The organism is Zhengella sedimenti (assembly GCF_046506625.1).
In the GTDB taxonomy this organism is placed as follows: Bacteria; Pseudomonadota; Alphaproteobacteria; order Rhizobiales; family Rhizobiaceae; genus Zhengella; species Zhengella sedimenti.
Genome location: NZ_JBKFFP010000006.1, coordinates 121966 through 143439, shown reverse-complemented (window position 1 = coordinate 143439; position 21474 = coordinate 121966). Strand labels below are relative to the sequence as shown.

At 62.9% G+C, this 21474-nt stretch carries 25 protein-coding genes; 9 read left to right on the top strand and 16 right to left on the bottom strand.

Annotated features, from left to right (window positions below):
• The first annotated feature begins 96 nt into the window (after window positions 1-96).
• Window positions 97-549 (top strand): DUF302 domain-containing protein, encoded by a 453-nt coding sequence (locus tag ACLB6G_RS16535; protein ID WP_410357309.1) that lies wholly within the window; start codon window positions 97-99, stop codon window positions 547-549.
• Between the two features lie 10 nt (window positions 550-559).
• Here the strand turns inward: ACLB6G_RS16535 and ACLB6G_RS16530 are convergent, their stop codons facing one another.
• Window positions 560-1114 (bottom strand): DUF3299 domain-containing protein, encoded by a 555-nt coding sequence (locus tag ACLB6G_RS16530; RefSeq protein WP_410357308.1) that lies wholly within the window; start codon window positions 1112-1114, stop codon window positions 560-562.
• A complete protein-coding gene (locus tag ACLB6G_RS16525) occupies window positions 1111-1839 on the bottom strand; it encodes a DNA alkylation repair protein (RefSeq protein WP_410357307.1) in 729 nt (242 codons plus the stop codon). The genes ACLB6G_RS16530 and ACLB6G_RS16525 overlap by 4 nt, the downstream gene beginning before the upstream one ends.
• A gap of 202 nt (window positions 1840-2041) precedes the next feature.
• Here ACLB6G_RS16525 and ACLB6G_RS16520 point away from each other — a divergent pair, with 202 nt between their 5' ends.
• Window positions 2042-2410: a YbaN family protein gene (locus ACLB6G_RS16520; protein WP_410357306.1), complete on the top strand. Its 369-nt coding sequence runs from the start codon at window positions 2042-2044 to the stop codon at window positions 2408-2410.
• A gap of 3 nt (window positions 2411-2413) precedes the next feature.
• Here ACLB6G_RS16520 and ACLB6G_RS16515 read toward each other — a convergent pair whose 3' ends face one another.
• From ACLB6G_RS16515 to ACLB6G_RS16480, 8 genes are all read right to left on the bottom strand, one after another.
• Window positions 2414-3286, bottom strand: coding sequence for an NAD(P)-dependent oxidoreductase (locus ACLB6G_RS16515; RefSeq protein WP_410357305.1), 873 nt, complete (start codon window positions 3284-3286; stop codon window positions 2414-2416).
• 111 nt (window positions 3287-3397) lie between these two features.
• Entirely contained in the window at window positions 3398-4228 is an 831-nt protein-coding gene (locus ACLB6G_RS16510; RefSeq protein WP_410357304.1) for an ABC transporter permease, read from the bottom strand.
• A complete protein-coding gene (locus tag ACLB6G_RS16505) occupies window positions 4225-4935 on the bottom strand; it encodes an ABC transporter permease (protein WP_410357303.1) in 711 nt (236 codons plus the stop codon). The genes ACLB6G_RS16510 and ACLB6G_RS16505 overlap by 4 nt, the downstream gene beginning before the upstream one ends.
• Before the next feature lie 75 nt (window positions 4936-5010).
• On the bottom strand, window positions 5011-5796 hold the full coding sequence (locus ACLB6G_RS16500; RefSeq protein ID WP_410357302.1) for an ABC transporter substrate-binding protein: 786 nt from the start codon (window positions 5794-5796) through the stop codon (window positions 5011-5013).
• Window positions 5797-5928: 132 nt separating this feature from the next.
• Window positions 5929-6468, bottom strand: coding sequence for a molybdopterin-guanine dinucleotide biosynthesis protein B (gene mobB / locus ACLB6G_RS16495; protein ID WP_410357301.1), 540 nt, complete (start codon window positions 6466-6468; stop codon window positions 5929-5931).
• Between the two features lies 1 nt (window position 6469).
• Window positions 6470-7084: a molybdenum cofactor guanylyltransferase MobA gene (gene mobA, locus ACLB6G_RS16490; protein WP_410357300.1), complete on the bottom strand. Its 615-nt coding sequence runs from the start codon at window positions 7082-7084 to the stop codon at window positions 6470-6472.
• A gap of 83 nt (window positions 7085-7167) precedes the next feature.
• Window positions 7168-8367: a multidrug effflux MFS transporter gene (locus tag ACLB6G_RS16485; RefSeq protein WP_410357299.1), complete on the bottom strand. Its 1200-nt coding sequence runs from the start codon at window positions 8365-8367 to the stop codon at window positions 7168-7170.
• Window positions 8368-8493: 126 nt separating this feature from the next.
• On the bottom strand, window positions 8494-8622 hold the full coding sequence (locus ACLB6G_RS16480; protein WP_410357298.1) for a hypothetical protein: 129 nt from the start codon (window positions 8620-8622) through the stop codon (window positions 8494-8496).
• Window positions 8623-8749: 127 nt separating this feature from the next.
• Here ACLB6G_RS16480 and ACLB6G_RS16475 point away from each other — a divergent pair, with 127 nt between their 5' ends.
• Window positions 8750-9697, top strand: a complete 948-nt coding sequence (locus tag ACLB6G_RS16475) for a transcriptional regulator GcvA (RefSeq protein ID WP_410357297.1) — start codon at window positions 8750-8752, stop codon at window positions 9695-9697.
• Window positions 9698-9710: 13 nt separating this feature from the next.
• On the opposite strand, the gene ACLB6G_RS16470 is transcribed toward ACLB6G_RS16475, so the two are convergent.
• Together ACLB6G_RS16470 and moaA are read right to left on the bottom strand one after the other, a co-directional pair.
• Window positions 9711-10631 (bottom strand): DMT family transporter, encoded by a 921-nt coding sequence (locus ACLB6G_RS16470; RefSeq protein WP_410357296.1) that lies wholly within the window; start codon window positions 10629-10631, stop codon window positions 9711-9713.
• Between the two features lie 148 nt (window positions 10632-10779).
• The gene (gene moaA, locus ACLB6G_RS16465) at window positions 10780-11790 is read right to left on the bottom strand and encodes a GTP 3',8-cyclase MoaA (RefSeq protein ID WP_410357295.1); all 1011 of its coding nucleotides are present in this window, start codon (window positions 11788-11790) and stop codon (window positions 10780-10782) included.
• Between the two features lie 280 nt (window positions 11791-12070).
• Between moaA and ACLB6G_RS16460 the strand changes: the two genes are divergently transcribed.
• From ACLB6G_RS16460 to ACLB6G_RS16445, 4 genes are all read left to right on the top strand, one after another.
• On the top strand, window positions 12071-13015 hold the full coding sequence (locus ACLB6G_RS16460) for a hypothetical protein (RefSeq protein WP_410357294.1): 945 nt from the start codon (window positions 12071-12073) through the stop codon (window positions 13013-13015).
• A gap of 24 nt (window positions 13016-13039) precedes the next feature.
• Entirely contained in the window at window positions 13040-13249 is a 210-nt protein-coding gene (locus ACLB6G_RS16455; RefSeq protein ID WP_410357293.1) for a hypothetical protein, read from the top strand.
• Between the two features lie 754 nt (window positions 13250-14003).
• Window positions 14004-14642, top strand: coding sequence for a C39 family peptidase (locus ACLB6G_RS16450; RefSeq protein WP_410357292.1), 639 nt, complete (start codon window positions 14004-14006; stop codon window positions 14640-14642).
• A 100-nt stretch (window positions 14643-14742) separates the two neighbouring features.
• The gene (locus ACLB6G_RS16445; RefSeq protein ID WP_410357291.1) at window positions 14743-15105 is read left to right on the top strand and encodes a gamma-butyrobetaine hydroxylase family protein; all 363 of its coding nucleotides are present in this window, start codon (window positions 14743-14745) and stop codon (window positions 15103-15105) included.
• A gap of 46 nt (window positions 15106-15151) precedes the next feature.
• On the opposite strand, the gene ACLB6G_RS16440 is transcribed toward ACLB6G_RS16445, so the two are convergent.
• The 3 genes from ACLB6G_RS16440 to ACLB6G_RS16430 all read right to left on the bottom strand — a co-directional run bounded on the left by ACLB6G_RS16440 (window position 15152) and on the right by ACLB6G_RS16430 (window position 16836).
• Entirely contained in the window at window positions 15152-15565 is a 414-nt protein-coding gene (locus ACLB6G_RS16440) for a universal stress protein (RefSeq protein WP_410357290.1), read from the bottom strand.
• Window positions 15566-15720: 155 nt separating this feature from the next.
• Window positions 15721-16116: a rhodanese-like domain-containing protein gene (locus ACLB6G_RS16435; protein ID WP_410357446.1), complete on the bottom strand. Its 396-nt coding sequence runs from the start codon at window positions 16114-16116 to the stop codon at window positions 15721-15723.
• A gap of 111 nt (window positions 16117-16227) precedes the next feature.
• Entirely contained in the window at window positions 16228-16836 is a 609-nt protein-coding gene (locus tag ACLB6G_RS16430) for a L,D-transpeptidase (protein WP_410357289.1), read from the bottom strand.
• A gap of 244 nt (window positions 16837-17080) precedes the next feature.
• On the opposite strand from ACLB6G_RS16430, the gene ACLB6G_RS16425 reads away from it, so the two are divergent.
• Window positions 17081-18055 carry a glycoside hydrolase family 25 protein gene (locus tag ACLB6G_RS16425; protein ID WP_410357288.1) on the top strand — a complete coding sequence of 325 codons (975 nt, stop codon included), beginning with the start codon at window positions 17081-17083 and terminating at the stop codon, window positions 18053-18055.
• Window positions 18056-18100: 45 nt separating this feature from the next.
• Here the strand turns inward: ACLB6G_RS16425 and ACLB6G_RS16420 are convergent, their stop codons facing one another.
• Entirely contained in the window at window positions 18101-19720 is a 1620-nt protein-coding gene (locus ACLB6G_RS16420) for a fumarate hydratase (protein WP_410357287.1), read from the bottom strand.
• Window positions 19721-19986: 266 nt separating this feature from the next.
• On the opposite strand from ACLB6G_RS16420, the gene ACLB6G_RS16415 reads away from it, so the two are divergent.
• Complete coding sequence (locus tag ACLB6G_RS16415) at window positions 19987-21390, top strand: TadE/TadG family type IV pilus assembly protein (RefSeq protein ID WP_410357286.1); 1404 nt, start codon at window positions 19987-19989, stop codon at window positions 21388-21390.
• The last annotated feature ends 84 nt before the right edge of the window (window positions 21391-21474 follow it).

Genomic DNA, 21474 nt, shown 5'->3' with positions numbered 1-21474 from the left:
AAAGTCCAAGACCATTTGCCGCACAGGGTTGACCCGGCGCGTAGCGTATTCATTATTCCCTATGTTTTCACATTCCCGTCTCCAGGGAGGAACACCATGAGACAGTTCGTGTTTGCCGTGATTGCCGGCCTTGCAGTCAGCCCCGCGATGGCCGCCGGTGACGACGTCTTCACCGTGACAACGGAAAATGCCTTTGCCGACACGGCTCAGGCCGTGCACGACGCGATCGTGAACCGGGGGTACAAGATCGATTATCACGGTTTCATCGGCGACATGCTGAAACGCACGGCCGGGGATGTCGGCGCCAGCAAGGTGCTCTACAAGGATGCCGAATTCTTCACCTTCTGCTCGGCTGTCGTGTCACGTGAGGTGATGGAGGCCGATATCGGCGACATCGCCTATTGCCCCTATGTCGTGTTTGTCTACGAGACAGCGGACAATCCCGGCCAGGTGGTCGTGGGACACCGCAAGCTGCCGGACGGCGCGGGCCGCGACCAGGTCAATACGCTGCTCAACGAGATCAGCCAGGAAGCGGCCGAGGGATTTTGAGGCAACGCCTTCATCGCGTGTCCGGTTTCAGGAATTTCCAGGGCGATGCCGTCGGGGGCGCCGGCGGGACGCCCGGAATGGTGCGGTCATGCAGGCGGATCCGGGCAACCGACATGACAAAGCCGGATTCCACGCGCGCCACACCGTCGAGGATGAATATCTGCGAAATTTCATGGCGTTCGCGCACCATGCCGGTGACGGTCACCGGCTGGTAGATTTCGGCAAGCGTGAAGGGTGTTTCCGGCGTCACGAGAATGACCTGATCGGCCGGCGGCGCCGGCATGTGGCTGCAGGCACCCGCCCATGGCACGAGAAGGAAGCGGTAGACACGGTCTTCGTCCTGATCGACGGGAAGAACGAAGCCGGAGACATCTGTCGTCCGGCCGGCCTGTCCGGCGAAACCCTGACCCGGATCACGCAGGCTGAAGACCGGCAGGGGCGCCGTGGAAAGCGTCATTGCGGGGGCCGGTGCGGGCGGGAGCGGAACGGCTGCGACCGGGACACCCGTCAACAGGATCGCGGCGAGGAGGGCCAGCCGCCCGGTCGTGCGGCTGTCCGTTTTCATGCGACTGGCCTTTCGGGATCCGGCCTTGCCTTGCGCCCCTGCAATCGTGCGAGCGTCTTGTCCGATTGCAACTCGCGCGCCGCGTCGCGGCCGATCCAGCGCGCGGTCGTATCCTTGCTTGCGGCAAGGCGTTCGGCCATTGCGAGTGCCGGGCCATGGCAGGTCAGGGAACGTTTTCCGATCTGGCGCAGGGCCCAGTTGACCGCCTTGCGGACATAGTTGCGCGGATCCGTGGAATGGCGTTCGATCAGCGGCAGCCACTCGATAAAGGTCCCGTCCGGTTCCTTCTTGCGGTGGACACAGGCCCAGACCAGGGTCGCGAAGGCGGCCCGGCGGACGAATTCGCGGTCGTCGGCCGCGAATTCCGCCACCAGATCCGGCCAGAAATCCGTGTCGGCGAAAAGGTCCGCGGTGCCGTCGACGATTTCCCAACTGTCGAAATCCGCTGCCCAGCGCCACGCTTCCTCCCGTGTCAGTTTTCCCTTTTCGGCGGTGAAGGCGGCCAGAAGGCGGGCCTCGCGCCATCCGGTTGCCCAGAGGTCAAGCGCGCGTGCATGATTGCGCCCGATCTGGCGGGCCATAGGGCGCAACACAGCATTCGGAACGCCGAAGGCCTTGTCCGCGCGGATGCCGTAGCGCGCCATGCCGGCCTTGTTCTTCTCCGATTCCATGGCCGACAGCCAGGACAGGATTTCGGGAACGGTGGCGCATCGTTCAAGAGCCATGGCACCTCTGCCCATATCGCCGCGGCAGACCGGACAATCGTCGAGACGTGAAGTCTGTCCAATTCGCGCCGTGCCGTCAAACGATCAGGGCTGCGACCTGGTGTCCGGATATCGGGTTTGGCCTTGTGCCGCCGCCCGCCGGTCCTATCTTGATTTCAGAATGCAAAAATAGAATTGCAGGGCAGACGCCCGAAGGAAGGACATGCGACCGGTCTGGTTCACGGCAGGAATGATGGCGCTGACCCTTGGCTTTGCCGGAATGGCGCTGCCGCTGCTGCCGACGACGCCTTTCCTGATCCTCGCGGCCTTCCTGTTTTCCCGCTCTTCGCCGCGTTTCGAGGCATGGCTTGTCGAACATCCCGCGTTCGGCCCGGCCATCCGTGACTGGCGCGACAACCGGGCCATTTCACCGCGTGCCAGGAAGGCCGCCACCCTGGCCATCGCGGCGGCCTTTGCCCTTTCGGTCCTCATGGCCCTGCCGGCCTGGGTGCTGGCGGTCCAGGCGGTCACGCTTTGCGCTGTCCTCGCCTTCATCTGGACCCGCAACACGCCGGTCCGCGACGAGGCGTGAGGCCTATTTCCGTTCCAGCCGTGCCAGCAGGCTGGAGGTATCCCAGCGGCCGCCACCCATCGACTGGACATCCTTGTAGAACTGGTCGACGAGGGCGGTGACGGGCAGCGAGGCGCCGTTCGCGTTGCCTTCTTCCAGAACGATGCCGAGGTCCTTGCGCATCCAGTCCACGGCGAAGCCGAAGTCGTACTTGCCCTGGTTCATCGTCTTGTGGCGGTTTTCCATCTGCCAGGACCCGGCAGCCCCCTTGGAGATGACGTCGATGACGTTCTCGACATCGAGACCCGCCTTCTTCGCGAAATGAATGCCCTCGGAGAGGCCCTGGACGAGGCCGGCAATGCAGATCTGGTTGACCATCTTGGTCAACTGGCCGGCGCCGGCCGGACCCATGAGGCCGACCATGCGGGCAAAGGCGTCGATCACCGGACGGGCGCGGGCGAAGGTTTCCTCATCGCCGCCGCACATGACGGTCAGGACGCCGTTTTCCGCGCCGGCCTGGCCGCCGGATACCGGTGCGTCGATGAAACCGAAACCGCGATCCGCCGCGACGGCAGCCAGTTCACGGGCCACATGGGCCGAGGCCGTGGTGTTGTCGATGAAGATGGCGCCGGGCTTCATGGCCGAAAACGCACCATCCTCGCCGGTGGTCACGGAGCGCAGGTCGTCGTCATTGCCGACACATGAGAAGACGAAATCGCAATCCGCGGCCGCTTGCGCTGGCGTCGGCGCATGGGCGCCGCCGAATTCCGCAGCCCATTTTTCGGCCTTGGCCGTGGTGCGGTTGTAGACGGTGACATCATGGCCACCCTTCGTCTTCAGGTGGCCGGCCATGGGATAGCCCATGACGCCGAGACCGATGAACGCGACTTTTGCCATGGCGGGTCTTTCCTCCTGTGCCATTTTCAACAACGCCCTGGCGGGCCGATGGACCTGTTTAGCGCACAGAGTCCGTTTCTGGAAACAGGGCGTTGAAAACAAACCGCCTTTTCACCGGATCAGATGGCGCGTCAAGCGTTTCTCGATGAGGTCCCACACATTGCGCAGCGTTTCCACGATGGCAAGGTAGATGACCGCGGCCCAGAGATAGGTCTGGAAATCGAAGGTGCGCGAGAAGGCGCGGCGCGTCTCGCCCATCAGGTCGTAGACGGTGATGATCGCGACGATGGCAGATCCCTTGATCATCAGGATGATCTCGTTGCCGTAGGGGCGCAGCGCGACGATGAGGGCCTGTGGAAGGATGATCCGCAGGAAGGTGTACCAGGGCCTGATCCCCAGCGAAGAGGCGCCTTCCCATTGTCCCTTCGGCACGGACTGGATGGCGCCGCGCAGGATCTCGGCCTGATAGGCGGCCGTATTGAGCGTGAACGCCAGGAAGGCGCAATTCCAGGCATCACGGAAAATCCACCAGAGGCCGATGGATCGCAGTTCAGCGGAGAATTGCCCGATGCCGTAGTAGATCAGGAATGCCTGGGCGAGCAGCGGCGTGCCACGGAAGAAATAGACATAGGCATAGGCGATGCCGTTGACGATCGGATTGCGTGACAGGCGCGCCAGCGCAACCGGCAGGGACAGGATGGCGCCGGCGATCAGCGACAGGCCGACCAGCACGATGGTGGTCTTGAGGCCGGACCAGTAGCGCGGACCGTATTTCTCGACGAGGTCGATGTTCCAGGCATTGTAGAGATAGATCACGAAGCCGAGGCCGGCCAGCGCCCACAGGCCGACCAGAACCCAGCCGGTGATCCGTCCCCGTGTCCAGGGCCGCGGCGGGGCGGGCGGGCGCTCGAGGCGCTCGCGGCTGTCCGTTGCCATGCTCATCGCACCGCTCCCCTCGCGGCGCGGCGCTCAATGGCGGAAATGCCGATGGAGGAGATCATGGCGAGCGCGAGATAAAGCAGGCAGGCGATGCCGTAGAAGAGGAAGGCTTCCTTTGACACCCGCGCGGCAATGCCGGTCTGGCGCAGGATGTCGGACAGCCCGATGACGGAGACAAGCGCGGTGTCCTTGAGCAGGACCAGCCAGAGATTGGCAAGGCCGGGCAGGGCGATGCGGACCAGTTGCGGCAGGACCACAAGGCGCATGGTCTGTCCCCAGGACAGGCCCACGGCATAGCCGCCTTCATACTGGCCCCGGGGAATGGCGCGAAAGGCAGAGAGAAAGACCTCCGAGGCATAGGAGGAAAAGACCACGCCCAGGGCGAACATGCCGGCGACGAAGGAATTGACCTCGATGCCTTCACTGAAGCCCAGCGCCTTCATCGCCTCCGTCAGACCGATCTGGACGCCGAAATAGACAAGGAACAACGTCAGCAGTTCCGGCAGGCCGCGGAAGATCGTGGTGTAGATGTTGGCCGCCAGCCGGAGGCTCGGCTCTTCGGCCTGCTTGGCAAGCGCAATGAAGAAGCCGAGCAGCATACCGAAGGGCAATGTCGCCAGGGCCAGGCTTACCGTCACCACGACGCCGGCGGCGATCTCGTCAGCCCAGCCCTCGGCACCCCATGACAGGAGCGTGGCAGCATTTTCCATGGTCTGGCGGCCCCCTCTGAAAGCCCGGCGCCCCCGCAGGCGCGCCGGTGCCGGCTATTGCCCGGTCAAGGCCGTTCAGCCGCCGTAAGCGTCAAAGTCAAAGTACTTGTCGTTGATTTCCTTGTATTTGCCGTTGGCGCGGATGGCGTCGATGGCCTTGTTGAATTTCTCGGCCAGTTCCGTCTCGCCCTTGCGGATCGCGATGCCGGCGCCTTCGCCATGGATCGCGGGATCAGGCGTGATCGTGCCGACGACCTTGCAGCAAGCACCTTCCGGCGTGGCCAGGAACTCCTTGAGGACGATGATGTCGTCATTGACCGCATCGAGGCGCCCGTTGACGAGGTCCAGCTTGTACTCGTCGGCTGTGGGATACAGCTTCACGTCGGAATCGGTGTAGGTCGCCTCGGAATAGTTGGAGTGGGTTGTCGAACCCTGCACACCGATCACCTTGTCGGCCAGGTCTTCCTTGCTCACGCCCTGGATGTCGGTGTCCTTCGGCGCGACGATGGCCGGCGGCGTGTTGTAGTACTTGTTCGTGAAATCGACCTTTTCCTTGCGCTCGTCGGTGATCGACATGGAGGCGATGATCGCGTCGAACTTGCCCGCCTGCAGGGCGGGGATGATGCCGTCCCAGTCCTGGGTGACGAATTCGCAGTCGGCATTCATCTCCTCACACAGCGCCTTGGCGATGTCGATGTCGAAGCCGGTCAGCGTGCCGTCGGATTCGAGGTTGTTGAAGGGCGGATATGCGCCCTCGGTGCCGATCTTCAGCTTCATCTTGTCCTGGGCATGGGCGGACCCGAGGGCCAATGCAACGGCCGCGGTTGCAAGAGCGAGCTTGAAACGGGTGGAAAAGGACATTGTGTACCTCTCTGGCGGTTGTTTTTACGGGCATCCCGGAAGAGCCCTCGACCGCACCTGCATACGGGTGCGTTAAGCCGGATAGTGAGCCGGTTTGGCGGCCAATTGCAACCGCGTTTTTTGAGCACATGGTCAGGAAGAGCGGCCCGATCCGGCCTTCCCCAAGGGCAGGCGCAGCGCGGTCCTGTGCGCGATGAACGCCATGATTGAATCCGTGTCATCGAGCGCGAAGCATGGCAGCGCGCTTGCGACCCCATGGTCGGCGGCGATCGCGACGATGCCCGGAACCCGGCCTTCAAGCGCGCGTAAGTCGGCCTGGCCCGCGCGCCGCACCTCGATCTTGTCATGGGGCGCGGTCTTGAAACCTTCCACGAGCACGAGATCGCAGGCCGGAAGGCGGGCCAGCACAGTGGCCAGTTCAGGCTCGACCTTGTCCATGACCCTGCCGTCCAGAAGCCATCCGCCGGGCCACACCAGCGCGGTGGCCATGGCGCCGGCGCGCGCATGGCGGGCGCTGTCGGTGGCGGGATCATCCGCCATGACGGGATGATGGCTGTGCTTGACGGAACACAAGGCCAGGCCGCGTTGCGCGAAGCCTGCGATGAGGCGTTCGGTGAGCGTCGTCTTGCCGGAATTCTTCCAGCCGGCAATTCCGAAGACCGGAGGTGCCATGTCAACCGCCCTCCGCGATACGAAGCTCGGCCATTGCGAGGTCTGCCGGCGTGTTGACATTGGCGAAGGGGTCGCGTCCTTCCGGGCAGGGGAAGGTGGCTGACGTGAAGGCGTGGCTTCGCAGGAAGACCATGACGCTGCTATTGTCCGGTTGGCCGAGGAAGGCGGCGATGTCATGCCGCATGGCGACAGGCCAGAGCGCCGCGACCGGATGAACCCGGCCGCCGGACATCGCCACGCAGGGCGCGCCGGGAGACGCGGCCGCCTCGAGGCGCGCCGCCAGGTCGTGCGGCAGGAAGGGCGTATCCGCGGGCACGGTCAGGAGGCAGGGCGGCGCAGGCTCCAGGCGCGCGCACCATTCCAGTCCGGCAAGGATGCCCGCCAAGGGTCCGGCAAAGCCTTCGATCGTGTCGGGCACGACGGGCAGGCCGAAACCGGCGAAACGCGACGGGTCGCCATTGGCATTGACGGCGAGCGGCCATGCCTGGTGCTCAAGGGCGGCGATCACCCGGGCCAGCATGGGTTTGCCGGCAAGCGGCAGCAGCGCCTTGTCGCCGCCGCCCATGCGCCGGGACAAACCGCCCGCGAGGATCAGTCCGGCCGGTTTCACGGGCATGGGTGTCCGAGCCTGAATGCGTGGAGCCGTGTCAGCATCGCTGGACTATCGGCCAGTCACAGGGCCACGGCAAGGCATTCGCCTCACGCGGGATGGCGGGCAAGCCGCCAGGCGCGGTATGCGACGAGGAAAGCGACAAGGCCGAAGGCGGCGAGCGCGGCGCCGAAGGATGCAACGCCGCTTCCGTCGCCTGCCATGATGCCGCACAGGACCGAGGCCAGCGCGCCGCTGCCAACCTGCAGCGAGCCCATCAGTCCCGAGGCGGCACCTGCCGAATCTGGCTTGACCGAAACCGCCGCTGCGGTGGCGTTGGGAATGGTCATGCCATTGCCGATCCCGATCAGGATCGTCGGTCCGAACAGGGCGACAGGCAGGCGGATGTCCATCCAGCCAAGCAGGATGAAGGGAAGCAGGGCGCCCAACATCGACGTCGCGGCGCCGGCCAGCAGCATGCGCGCCAGGCCGATGCGGCGCGAAAAGCGGCCGGCGATGAAGTTGCCGATCATGTAGCCGACCGCCGTGGCGGCGAACCAGAGGCCGTAGGCTGTCGGCGTCATGGCGAGGTAGTGGCTGGCGATGGCGGGACCTCCGCCCAGAAAACCGAAGAAGATGCAGGCCGCGAAGGCGCCCGAGCCGGCGAAGATCCAGTATGGTCCCGAGGAAAGCAGCTCCGCGTAACTTCCGAACTGGCGTGCCAGCGGCTGGCCTCGTCCGGCATTGGTCTCGGGCAGGCGGGCCATGACCACCAGCGTGGCCATCAGGCCGAGAATGCCAAGGAACAGGAAGCTGGCGCGCCAGCCATAGAGATCATCGAGCAGACCGCCGACGGCGGGGCCGACCATGGGCGCGACCGCCATGCCCATGGTCACATAGCCGATCATGGAGGCCGCCATGTCGCGGCCGTAGAGGTCGCGCACGATGGCGCGGGATAGGACCATGCCCGTGGCCGAGGCGGCCTGGACGATCCGCCCGGCCAGGAAAAGCGAGGCATTGTCGGCCATCAGGGTCATGACGGTGCCGGCCACGAAGAGCAGGAAACCGCCGATGATGAGCGGCCGCCGGCCGAAAATGTCGGACAGCGGACCGGCAATCAGCGTGATCGCCGCGGTCATGGCCAGGTAGAGCGAGAGGCCGAGCTGGATGGTGGCGTAGGGCACGCCGAATTCCGCCGCCATGCCGGGCATGGAGGGGATGAAGATGTTGAGCGAGAGCGGGTTGACCGCCGCGCACAGGACGAGGATGCCGATATGGGGCGCGGGAACGGGAGCGGCGAGCGAGGACATGGCGTCCGCTTTATCCGTTTTGAGGGAGGAGGTCACGCTGCAAATCCATCCCGCCGGACATGATCAGGACCGTCCCGGCGCGCGACGCCGGGACGGTTGAAATCGTTGAAAGCGTCGTGCCCGGCGTCACCGCCGTCCGAAGACCAGATCCATCGCCCGTGCGAAAGCGCGCGACTGCTCGCGGCGCGCCTCGCGGGTGTAGAAACTGACGGCATCGAGCGGAATCCGGCAATTTGTCATAGGGTTGTAGAGCATTGCGGGTCTCCTGCGGGTCAAAGGCTTGGGAGGGCCTGTCGTTCTGACAGGGTCAAACTGGGCGATTGCCGGGCCCGCGGCAAACGGGTAATCTGCATGAACCGGATCAGAAAATTTGAAGTGAACCATGGCTTACCGTTTGCCACCGCTCAATGCTTTGCGCGCCTTCGAGGCTGCGTCCCGGCACATGAGCTTCCAGAAGGCGGCCGAAGAACTGCATGTCACGCCGTCGGCGCTGTCCTACCAGATCCGGCAGTTGGAGGATTTTCTCCAGACGCCGTTGTTTCGCCGGCTCAACAGGGCGGTGGAACTGACCGAACACGGGGAGCGCGTGGCACCGGGCATATCGGACGCCTTCGAGCGCCTCCACTCCACCATGGCGCGGCTCCGGCCGGAAACGCCGCCCAACGTTCTGACCGTCTCGACCGGTCCGGCAACGGCGTCAAAATGGCTGTCGCCGCGCGTGCACCGGTTCATCGAGACCTGGCCGGATATCGAGTTGCGCATTTCCGCCGGCCTGCGGCTGACGGACCTGCGTACCGAAGAGGTGGACGTGACCATCCGTTTCGGAGGCGGCAATTATCCGGGCCTGCATGTGGAGCCGCTGACGGACGAAGCGGTTCTTCCACTGATGTCACCACGTCTGCTGGAACAGCTGGGCGGCTCGCTGACGCCGGAAAATCTTGGCCGCACCACGCTGTTGCATGACGATTCGGCTTCCTTCCTGCCGGGCAATGTCGGCTGGGGCGAATGGCTGAAGAAGATGCGCGTCTACAATGTCGACAGCACGCGCGGGCCTCGGTTCTCCCATTCCGACCATGCGCTGGAGGCCGCGATCGACGGCGCGGGCATCGTGCTGGGGCGGTTGTTCCTTGCCCAGCGCGACATCGCCTCGGGCCGTCTCGTCGCGCCGTTCGACATGATGATGCGGGCGCAGGCCAGTTTCTACTTCTGTTGCCTGCCGGAAACGCTGGATACGCCGAAGGTCAAGGCATTCCACGATTTCGTCTTCGCCGAGATCGAGGCGGAACGCACGGCGCTGGAAGCGTTCCGCAAGTCCAAGCGGTTCGTCTGAGGCGCTGGCGCCATCACAGGCCGCGGGCGCCCGTTCTCGCGGTGCTTTCCGCCACGATATTGGCCGCGTCCTTGCGCTTGCGCTCGCGATAGATGGTGAAGATGCCGGAACCGATGATCAGCAACGCACCTGTTGCCGTGGGCCAGTCGGGCACCTCCCCGAAGACGAGATAGCCGAACAGCGCCGCCCAGACGAGCGCGGTATAGCGGAAGGGCGCGGATGCCGACAGGTCGCCCGCCCGCATGGCGAGCGTCAGCGTCTGGTAGCCGATCATCACGAAGACCGCGGCCGCGAGCAGGATGGCGAGCACATGGGCCTCCATCGGCTGCCAGCCGCCCATGGGCAGGATCAGCATGCCGCCGGTGAGCATGACCGAGACGGCGGTGAGCGCCGAGATCTGCAACGAGGGAACGTCGGCGGGGATGGCGCGCGTCGCCAGGTCCCGGACGGTGCAGAAGAAGACGGTGGCGAGGACCAGCGCGGACCAGACGGAAAAGGCGCCGAAGCCCGGGCGCAGGATGATCAGGACGCCGATGAAGCCGACCGCGATCGCGCTCCAGCGCCGCCAGCCGACAGGTTCGCGGAACACGATGGCCGCCCCCATGGTGACGGCCAGAGGCAATGCCTGGAAAAGCGAGGCGACGGAGACGAGCGGTGCATTGGCGAGGGCGACGAGATAGGACACGGTGGCCAGGACATCGCCGCCCGTGCGCAGGAAAACCATGCGGTTTGCCAGCTTGCGCAGGCTCCCGGCCGGCGTGTTGCGCCAGGCTATCCAGAGGATCATCGCGGAAGCGAAAACGCCACGCACGAGCATGACCTGGCCCATGTTGACCGATTGCGAGGCCAGCTTGGTCAGCATGTCGTTGACGAGAAAGGCCGCCATGGACAGCGTCATGAACAGGGCGGCGCGGGTATTGGGCGTCAGGAGCACCGGCTTTACCGAGAATCACGCAGGCCGAGACCCGGCAGGGCGCCCCATGCGGCCCATGCTGTCCGGTCAGCGTCTTCCCGCGTTAGACGGCTTTCGGCTTCCTGAAAAGCAAAGAAAACTGAAGTGACGGATGCGTCACCCTGATGGATCAGCCGCCGGTCACGCTCATGTGGCGCGAAACGGCCGGGCGATTGTGCGTGCGGTCGATGATGAAGTCATGGCCCTTGGGCTTGCGGCCGATGGCCTCGTCGATGGCCGCAGACAGCAATTCGTTGCCTTCCGAGGCACGCAGCGGCGCACGCAGGTCGGCGGCATCGTCCTGGCCGAGACACATGAAGAGCGTGCCGGTGCAGGTGATGCGCACACGATTGCAGCTTTCGCAGAAGTTATGCGTCATGGGCGTGATGAAGCCCAGCTTTCCGCCGGTTTCCTTCACCTCCACATAGCGGGCCGGCCCGCCGGTACGGAAGGGAATGTCGGTCAGCGTGAACTGCCGTTCGAGGTCGGCGCGCAGTTTCGAAAGCGGCAGATACTGGTCGGTCCGGTCTTCGCTGATCTCGCCCATGGGCATGGTCTCGATCACAGTCAGGTCCATGCCGCGGCCGTGGGCAAAGCGCAGCATGTCGGGGATTTCGGTATCGTTGAAGCCTTTCAGCGCCACCGCGTTCAGCTTGATCTTGAGGCCGGCGCGCTCGGCCGCCTCGATGCCCTCCATGACCTTTGCGAGGTCGCCCCAGCGGGTGATCTGGCGGAACTTGTCGCGGTCCAGCGTGTCGACGGAAACATTGATCCGCCTGACCCCGCAATCGGCCAGTTCATCGGCAAACCGGGCAAGTTGCGAACCATTGGTCGTCAGTGTCAGTTCCTCAAGCGCGCCGGAATCGAGATGGCGGGACAATTGCCGGATGAGGTGCATGATGTTCTTGCGTACCAGCGGCTCGCCGCCGGTCAGGCGCAACTTGCGCACGCCCTTGTCGATGAAGGCGGTGCAAAGACGGTCCAGCTCTTCCAGCGAGAGAAGGTCCTTCTTGGGCAGGAAGGTCATGTCCTCGGCCATGCAATAGGTGCAGCGGAAATCGCAGCGGTCCGTCACCGACACGCGCAGATAGGTGACGGCACGGCCGAACGGGTCGATCATGGGTGTTCCGGCGGCGGACATGGCATTCCTTCCCTGACGCTTCGCCTTGCGGCCCGGAGCCTGCGGCGAAGCCTATCATCTTGTTACCCGCATTTTGGCCAGCCGTCGCGCCTTTTCAAGGGCAGGGACGCGGCACGGCCTTGTCCTTTCGCGCAAAAGAAGAGCGCCTGGTGCGATTCCGCCATTTTCTCCATGTGAAGGCTTGCGGGAAAATCGTGTTCATCAAAATTTTTGGTTGACGAAAAATTTGATACAATTTATGAGTGTAGTTGTCGTGAGTGTTCAGGCGGGGAGCGCAATCATGAATGTCCCTTCGAGGGTTCTTGGCTTTTTCTCGGTCATTATCGGGGGGGGGGGGCTGTTGTTCTCGGGCATGGCCCTTGCGGAGGAGCCTGTTCTCGAACAGGACGGGCTCGGAATAGAGCTTGAAGAACTGCTTTCCGAGAGGGGGTCGCTGCGCGCGGAGTTCGGCGTAACATTCGGCACGGTCCGTTCCGCCGGTGTTGCCGGCTTCTATCAGACGATTCAGACCGGAACCGGGGAATTCGTAACGGTTCCCGTGGGTGTTGGCCAGGAGGATCGTCAATCCGAGGTCGCGATTGGGACATATGGTCTGCGCTACGGTTTGACAGATCAGACTGAACTCTATGCTCGCACCACGGTTCGGTACAATCATTCCCAGTTCATCAATCGCCTTTCGGGGGCAGTTGAAAAGCTATCCCATGCATCGCTGCAAAGCCTCGTTTTCGGCCTCAATCACCGTTTCGTCGAGGAAGGTGAATTCCCTGGCGTTGTCGGTTTCGCGGATGTCTCCGCTCTCGAAAACGTGGCTGCGCAGGAGACGCGGTTTGCAAGTGGAACCTCGGGAACGGCCGGCTTCACGGCATACCGTGTGCTCGACCCTGTCGTCCTGTCCCTGACCGCCGGTTACAAGTTCAATCTTGAGCGCCGGGTTGGCGCTGACCGAATCGATCCCGGCGACACGTTTTTCTTCAATCCAAGCATCGGTTTTGCCGTGAACAACGAACTGACGCTGACTGGCGGGTTCGGGCTGAACTTCACGGGGGCAGAGAAGGTGAATGGGGTTTCCGGCGGAGCCCGCGCCACCAATGCCGATCTGCAATTCGGGCTGGCCTATGCGTGGGACAAGGAAACCACGCTGCGTGCCGATGCCCGTGCCGAAGTCCTCGGTGATCGTGGTTTCACCGCGGGCATGACCCTGACCCGAAAGTTCGGGTTGCGTTGACTGTCATCAGAAAGGAGTAGGAAGATGATGTCGAAACAATCCACCTTTGGAGGAGCTTTGGTGAGCATTGCCATGGCTGGAATGCTCGTTTCGCCGGTGGCTGCGCAGGGCCTCAGCGCCTCGGATATGGCCTTTGCCTTCGGCGGCAAGGCTGCGGCACCAGTTGCCGCCCAAAAGCTGGCACCAGTTGCCGCCCAAAAAGCCGGCACGAGTTGCAGCGCCGAAAGCAGCTGAGCCAGTTGTCATTGCCTCGGCACGGGGCATGACCCAGACCGAGATGCAGGAGACCGAGGGAGCTTGGCTTTGGTTTGCGGTGCGGCATGGGGGCGGAGCAGTATTGGGTGGATACGGTGCAGGCTATGGCTATCTTGCAGGTGGCGGTCGCAGCGCCCGAGGTTTCATAGGGCATGTCGCGAGTGGTGCCGGGGCGGGGTTCTTCTCGCCAGTGAGCGGTGTTCGCTCAGCAGGCCTCTCGTTCGGAGGCGGCTTCTTCGGTGGAGGCATCAGCAGCTTCGGATCCGGGCGCGGCTGGTGGTAACGTCGTAGTCGAATCTCGTCTCCTCGCCACGAGGCGAGGAGACTTATCAACATGGAAGGACGGCGATGGAAAAAGCAATCAAGCGCAATATTGGGGTCATCGTTGCCATTCTAGGTGCCCCAGTGACAACTGCGATCGTTATGACCCTATCCAAGAGCATCTGTGCTTGCGACGGGGGCTCCCTTTGCGTCGAAATCCGCAATGGCATTGCGCTCGCGGTCGGACTCGCACTCGCTTTCATTGCCGCAAGGATCGTACATCGAGCCGTGACCGGCGAACCGCTTTCATAGGGCAGATTCCGATGGGAGCCAGGATCTCGTTCGGTCCCAGAATGTGGTGGATTGGGTTGACCTTGCAGATGTATTCGTAAGCGTAACGCCACTCAAAACCATGAGGCGGCGTAAGAACTTGGAGGCCGCGATCTGCTGTTCGTGGATTAGATATAAACATATGAAAACGGTCTCCTCTATAATTATGGGCTGCATTATCTTGCCAAATGTGGCCTTTGCCGACATCTTTCCCGGAAGCCAGATCAATGGCCAGCCAACCGTAAACTCCTGGAAGGCCCTGCGCGATTTCCGGATCGTGAAGCAGTCGCTGGACTATTCCTGCGGCGCGGCCAGCCTGGCGACGATCCTGAACGAATTCTACGGCATGTCCGTCACCGAAGAGGACGTGCTGACCCGCATGGGCGCAACGGATCGCTCGTCCTTCCAGCAGCTTGCAGACGTCGCGCCCAGTTATGGGGTCCGCGCGGGCGGGATCATGCTCTCCTTCGATGACCTCAAGCAGCTGCAAGTCCCCGCCATTGCCTATGTCCGGTATCGTGGCGATGACCATTTCACGGTCGTCCGGGGCATCCGGCGCGATGGCGTGGTGCATGTGGCCGATCCCTCCTGGGGAAATCGCCAGCTGACCGCGCATCAGTTCCGCAGGATGTGGGAAGCACCGGACACGGACGGCACAATGCGCGGACGCATCCTGCTGATACTCCCCCGTGATGTTAACATGGCCGAAATCGACCGGACCTTCTTTGCCGAATCCGAGGGCTGGTCACTCACGCTTCAAGCAATTCCCTTGTCCCGTTAAGGCGCTGGGGCAAGGCGATGTTCGCGCGGGCCTTGTCCTTTCGCGCAAAAGGCATCATTTCCCTGAGCGGGCATCTCCAAAGCGAAGGGAAGGGGCATTCATGGAAGCGCCAACGGAAATCCGGCTGTCGAAGGACAAGCGCACGCTGACGGTGGTCTTTCCGGATGCCTCCCATGCCTTCAGTGCGGAAATGATGCGCGTGATGTCGCCCAGCGCCGAGGTGCAGGGCCATTCGCCATCCGAGCGCAAGATCATCGGCGGCAAGCGCGACGTCGCCATCATGACCATCGTGCCAGTGGGCAATTACGCGATCCGCGTGGCCTTCGACGACATGCATGACACCGGCATCTTCACCTGGGCATGGTTCCGCGAGCATGGACAGGCGATGGAGGAAAAATGGCAGGCCTATCTCGACGAACTCGCCGCCAGGGGCCTGTCGCGCGAGCCGAGGCGCCGGACATAGCGGTTTCGCGGGCGGGGACCTCTGCAACGTCCGCTGAAACCGCTTGTCACCGCACGACCATCACCGAGATGCCGGCATGGGTCGCCAGCGAGCCGGCATTGGACGTGAAGAAGTGATCGATCACGCCGGGTACATGCGAGGCCATGACCACAAGGTCCGCGCCGCTGTCCTCGATCGCCTGAAGCAAGGCCTTGTCGAGATCGCGGGCCGGGTCATGGCTTGTCATGGCAAGGGCGGTGGATTCGATCCCGGTCCGTGCGGCCTGCCCGGAAGCGAAGGCTTCGAGTTTCTGGCCGAATTCGTCCGGGTTGTGCGCCACGGCGCCGGGCGTTCCCGCCGTCACGCCGCAATAGACGATGCGGGCGTTTTCCAGCTTCGCCAGGCGCGCAGCCGTTTCCAGCGATTTCTCCAGCTTGTCCGCATGGGCCAGGTCAACCGGGACGAGGATGGTCGAATACATGGAACGTGCCTCCCTTTTCATGGCCGCCACCCCCGGCGGCATGTCTCTCCAAGCAGCATCAAGGGTGCCAGCCTGCATTGCGCGGGGTCAAGAAACGGCCCGGAATGCGACTTGCAGATGCCCTTGAGCGCCGCGCCGGCAGAAAAGGGACCGAATCAGGGCTTCTTCCGGTATTCCTCGACCGGAAGGCCGGCATCGCGCCAGGCGCCGAAGCCGCCTGTGACGTGGGCGACCGGTTCCAGGCCCATGTCCTGCAGCGTCTTGGTCGTCAGGGCCGAACGCAGGCCGCCGGCGCAGAAGAAGATGAACCGCTTGCCCGAGGCGAAGACCGGCTTGTGGTAGGGGCTGTCGGGATCGACCCAGAATTCCAGCATGCCGCGCGGGGCGTGCCATGCGCCGGGTACGGCGCCGTCACGCTGGAGTTCGCGCACGTCGCGAATATCGACGAGCAGGACATTGTCATCCTTTGCCGCCTCGGCTGCTTCCTGTGGCGTCAGCGCCACGATCGCAGCGTCGGCCTCGGCCAGCATCTCCTTGATTCCGCGCTTCATCTTCACGATACGTTTCTCCATGCTCCGAACCGGCGACGGGCAGGGTATGCCCGGCCGCCGGCGCTTGCAAGGCGGGTATCTCGCGGGTCTTCAGGGCAGGCCGTCATGCACTCAGTGGCGAACGACGACCTTCGTGCCGACGCCGACGCGGTTGTAGAGGTCGATCACGTCATCATTGGCCATGCGGATGCAACCCGACGACATGGCCTGACCGATCGTCCAGGGCTGATTGGTCCCGTGGATGCGGTAAAGCGTCGAGCCGATGTAGAGGGCGCGCGCGCCAAGCGGATTGTTGGGCCCGCCTTCCATATAGGCAGGCAGCTTGCGGCCCTTGCGCGCTTCGCGGGCGATCATCTGCCTTGGCGGCGTCCAGCCCGGCCACTCGGCCTTGCGCGTGACGCTGTGGCGGCCCTGCCAGGTGAATCCCTCGCGGCCGACGCCGACGCCATATTTCAGGGCCTTGCCATTGCCCAGGCCGAAATAGAGCCGGCGCTCGGACGTATCGACGAGGATCGTATTTGCTGGAATGTCGGAACGGACCGTCTCGCGCGGGATCGGCGACTTGTCGGAGGCGTGACGGCCGTGGCGCACGCGCGGCTGGCCGCCGCGAATGAACTGGGCGAAACCGGACTCCGCGGATGCGGCACCTGGCAGGGAAACTGCCAGAGGCATGGAGAGTCCCATTGCAAGGGCGAAGGAAGCAAGCAGTCGTACGATCATGGTTTCCGGTCCAAATATAAAGCGGCGATCAACAGCGATGAACTGCCAGAATGCCAAGCTGACCAGCGCAGTCAATGACCCTCATCACAAAACGTGAACGAATGTGATCGCGCGTGATGCCTTGCCACGAGCGTTAATTTTGCATTTGCGATTTATTATTCATTGACCGCTAACCCTGACCCCTGTGCGCCCCGGAGGCGCCAGCCTCAAGCGTGAACGAGTTTCCATTCAACGGGTGTCCCGCGTGCGTATCTTCGCGTCCTGTGTCTGTATCGCCGCCCTTTTCGTTGCCGGTTGCACATCGTCCAGCGGTGTCGATGCGCTCGATCCATCACCGGGCATGATCACCGGGTCCATCGGCATTCCGGTGCCCGGCAAACCGGTCGGACCGGCCGCCGAAGCTGATGCGGGGCCTGCCGCCCCCGTGGCTGACCATGCCGCGCCGGGCGCCGAAACGCAGCGCCAGATCGCGGCCCTTGCCGCGGCGCCCGCGCCGGAGAAGGCAGTCAGGGCCATCGAGAAATCGATCCGCAAGCCGCGTTTTTCCGATGCCAAGCCGGTCAATTTCGGGCCGGTGGAGCCAGAGGACTATCCCGTGCATGGCGTCGACGTATCGCGCTGGCAAGGCGAGATCGACTGGCTGAAGCTGAAGAAGGAGGGCGCGAACTTCGTCTACATCAAGGCGACGGAGGGCGGCGACCATCTCGACCCCAGCTTCATGCGCAACTGGCGCGGCGCCCAGAAGGCAGGCGTTGCGCGCGGCGCCTATCACTTCTTCTATTGGTGCACGGTGGCGGAAGTGCAGGCCGACTGGTTCATCCGCAATGTGCCGAAAGAGAAGGGCACCCTGCCGCCGGTCATCGACGTGGAATGGAATGCCCATTCGAAGAGCTGTCCGAAGCGTCCCTCGCGCGAGGTGGTGCTAGCCAAGATGAAGGTCTTCATGGAAAAGCTGGAGCGTCACTATGGACAGCAGCCGGTGATCTACACGGCTCCGGACTTCTATCGCGACAACCTGCGGGGTGAGTTCAAGAACCATTCCTTCTGGCTGCGCGCGGTGGCCGAACATCCCAGCAAGGTCTATCCCGGCCGGGAGTTCGCCTTCTGGCAATATTCGGGCACCGGGCTTGCCTCCGGCGTCGACAATCACATCGACCTCAATGTCTTCAACGGGTCGAAGAGCGGCTGGCAGGCCTGGCTGAAGAAACGGACGCGGTGAACGGGGCGCCGGATGCGCTCCGATACCGAACCGCGCCCTTCGGCCTCAGCCGAGGTTGAGTTCCTTGAAGAAGTCATTGCCCTTGTCGTCGATGACGATGAAGGCCGGGAAGTCGACAACCTCGATGCGCCAGATGGCTTCCATGCCCAGCTCGGGATATTCGACCACCTCCACCTTCTTGATGCAGTCCTGGGCAAGGCGGGCGGCCGGGCCGCCGATGGAACCGAGATAGAAGCCGTGATGGCGGGCGCAGGCATCGCGGACCTGGCGCGAGCGGTTGCCCTTGGCCAGCATGACCATGGAGCCGCCGAAGGACTGGAACTGGTCCACATAGCTGTCCATGCGCCCGGCCGTGGTCGGGCCGAATGACCCGGATGCATAGCCTTCCGGCGTCTTGGCCGGGCCGGCGTAGTAGATCGGGTGGTTCCTGAAATAGTCCGGCATGGGCTCGCCGTTTTCCAGCCGTTCGCGGATCTTCGCATGGGCCAGGTCGCGCGCCACGATGATCGGACCGGAAAGCGACAGGCGTGTCTTGACCGGATGCTTCGTCAGTTCCGCCAGGATTTCGCTCATCGGCTTGTTGAGATCGACCTTCACGACGTGCTCGGACAGCGCGCCCTCGTCGATGTCGGGCATGTACTTGCCGGGATCGGTTTCCAGCTTCTCCAGGAAGATGCCCTCTTTCGTGATCTTGCCGAGCGCCTGGCGGTCGGCCGAGCAGGACACGCCGAGCCCGATGGGCAGCGACGCGCCATGGCGGGGCAGGCGGATGACGCGAACGTCATGGCAGAAATACTTGCCGCCGAACTGTGCGCCGACGCCCATCTGCTGCGTCAGCTTGTGAATTTCGGCTTCCATTTCCAGGTCGCGGAAGGCATGGCCGGTCTCGGACCCCTGGGTGGGCAATCCGTCGAGGTAGCGGGCGGAGGCGAGCTTGACCGTCTTCAGGTTCATCTCGGCCGATGTTCCGCCGATGACGATGGCCAGGTGATAGGGCGGGCAGGCTGCGGTGCCGAGCGTCAGGATCTTTTCCTTGAGGAACTCGATCATGCGGTCGTGGGTCAGCAACGAGGGTGTGCCCTGGTAGAGGAAGGTCTTGTTGGCCGAGCCGCCGCCCTTGGCCATGAACAGGAACTTGTAGGCGTCCTCGCCTTCCTCGTAGATGTCGATCTGGGCGGGCAGGTTGTTCTTTGTATTCTTCTCCTCGAACATCTTCAGCGGCGCCAGCTGTGAATACCGCAGGTTCTTGCGTTCATAGGCATCGAGCACGCCCTGGCCGAGCGCCTCGGCGTCGCCGCCCTCGGTCCAGACCCGGCGGCCCTTCTTGCCCATGATGATCGCGGTGCCGGTGTCCTGGCACATGGGCAGCACGCCGCCAGCGGCGATGTTGGCGTTCTTGAGCAGGTCATAGGCCACGAAGCGGTCGTTCTCGGTGGCTTCCGGGTCTTCGAGGATATGCGCCAGTTGCGCCAGATGGCCCGGGCGCAGCAGGTGGTTGATGTCGGCGAAGGCGGTTTCGGAGAGAAGACGCAGCCCTTCCGGCTCGACCGTCAGAACCTCCTGACCCCTGAACGTGTCCACGGACACGAAATCGGAGGTCAGCTTGCGCCAGGGCGTCTCATCCCTGGAGAGGGGAAAGAGATCGGCGGTGAATGTCTCGGCCATGATGTCTGCTCCGGTGGCAAGGCTTGCGCGTTTGCGCCCTGTTTAGCGAACCGGCGCGCAAAATCCAGCCCGCCGAATGGCCGATGCACTGACGGGGCGCGGGAAGTGGGCGGCGTGCTCCCTGTTTCAAAGTATTCGTTGTTTCGGAAATGCTAAATATTTCCGATTTGCGAAATGAAAATTCGAAATTTACCTTGCGCGTGAACGCGATGTTTGCAGTTCCCCTGTATTACGGTGCCTGTGTGCGGTAATATTGGGGAATCGGGATGACAATCCACGGTAAATTCTTGCCCTTCCTGAGGGATCGGGGCGGCAATTTCGTGACCATGTTCGCGGTCGCGGCAATTCCGCTGATCGGCAGCATCGCCATGGCTGTGGACTATTCCAACATGGATGCCACACGCGACAGCCTGCAGAACGCGGCGGACGCCGGCGTGCTGATGGCGGCGCGCTACTATGAAGACAACGGCAAGATGCCTGAGGAGAAGGCGGTCAGGCAGTTCATCCGGGCCAATACCGAGGTGAAGAACGTTGACCTGACACGGCTTCACCGCGGGACGAACGGGCAAATCTACGTCACCGTGAAGGCGCCCTACGATCCTTTCATCATGCACGCCATCTGGGACAGGGACTACACGATCAAGGTCAAGGCCGTGGCCGTGGCCGGACAGGACCAGATCATCGAAGTGGCGATGGCGCTGGACATTACCAAGTCCATGAAAGCTGATGACAAGATCGGCGGTTTGAAGATCGCGGCAAAGAACTTCACCAACACCTTGTTTGATGCCGCCAGCGAAAACGCCGACGTAAAAATCGGCGTCGTTCCGTTCGACGACTACGTAAAGGTCGGTACGCAATACAAGAACGAAAAATGGTTGAAGCTACCTCCGCCGGATGACCCTCGCTGGTACGACATGCGAAAGGAAATGGTAGAAATCCCTGGTTCATGCAAGATGGTTTACGAAGATACGGACGGTGTCTGGGAGTATGTTAGGAGGTGCCAATACGACGAAATCGGCCCGGAAATTCGCGTCGACCTGGAGTGGTACGGGTGTGTCGGTTCACGAGGGACAAAGACTGACAAGCTGGCGCTCCAGGACGAGCCCTTTAACCGCACCTCGTGGCCAGACAACTACAGGTTTCCGGGCATCGTCAACATGCGATGCGGTACTCCGCTTCTCCCGCTAACCGAAAAGAAGCAGAACGTACTCGACACCATTGACGCTTTGTACCCGTATGAAGAGACTTACATTGCAGATGGGGTCATGTGGGGGCTTCGGGTTCTTTCGCCAGTCGCGCCGTTCACGGAAGGGGTAAATCCGGAGGATGCCGGTAACGGTCAGGTCCGCAAGATCCTGATCGTGATGTCTGACGGCGACAACTATGTCGCGCCTCGTCTGGATAAATCGATCTACAATGAGTACCACAACGTTCGTGATGTTCCGATGGCTGACGAGTGGACACGCGAAGCCTGCGAGCACACCAAGAGCCGCGGCGTGGAGGTCTTCTCCATTGCCTATGGCAAGGAGATTTCGGCGAACGGAAAGAAGGTCCTGCAGGACTGCGCTTCCAGCGGCGCGCATTATTTCGACGCGGCATCGGCGTCGGCGCTGAACACCACCTTCCAGAAGATCGCCGAGGCCATCACGCGGCTGCGCCTGGTCAAGTGACCGGGGCGGGAAGCGGCCCTTTTGCCAGCCGCTCCATTGCAAATCCGGCCGGCCCGTTCACGCGGGCCGGCCTTTTCACGCAAT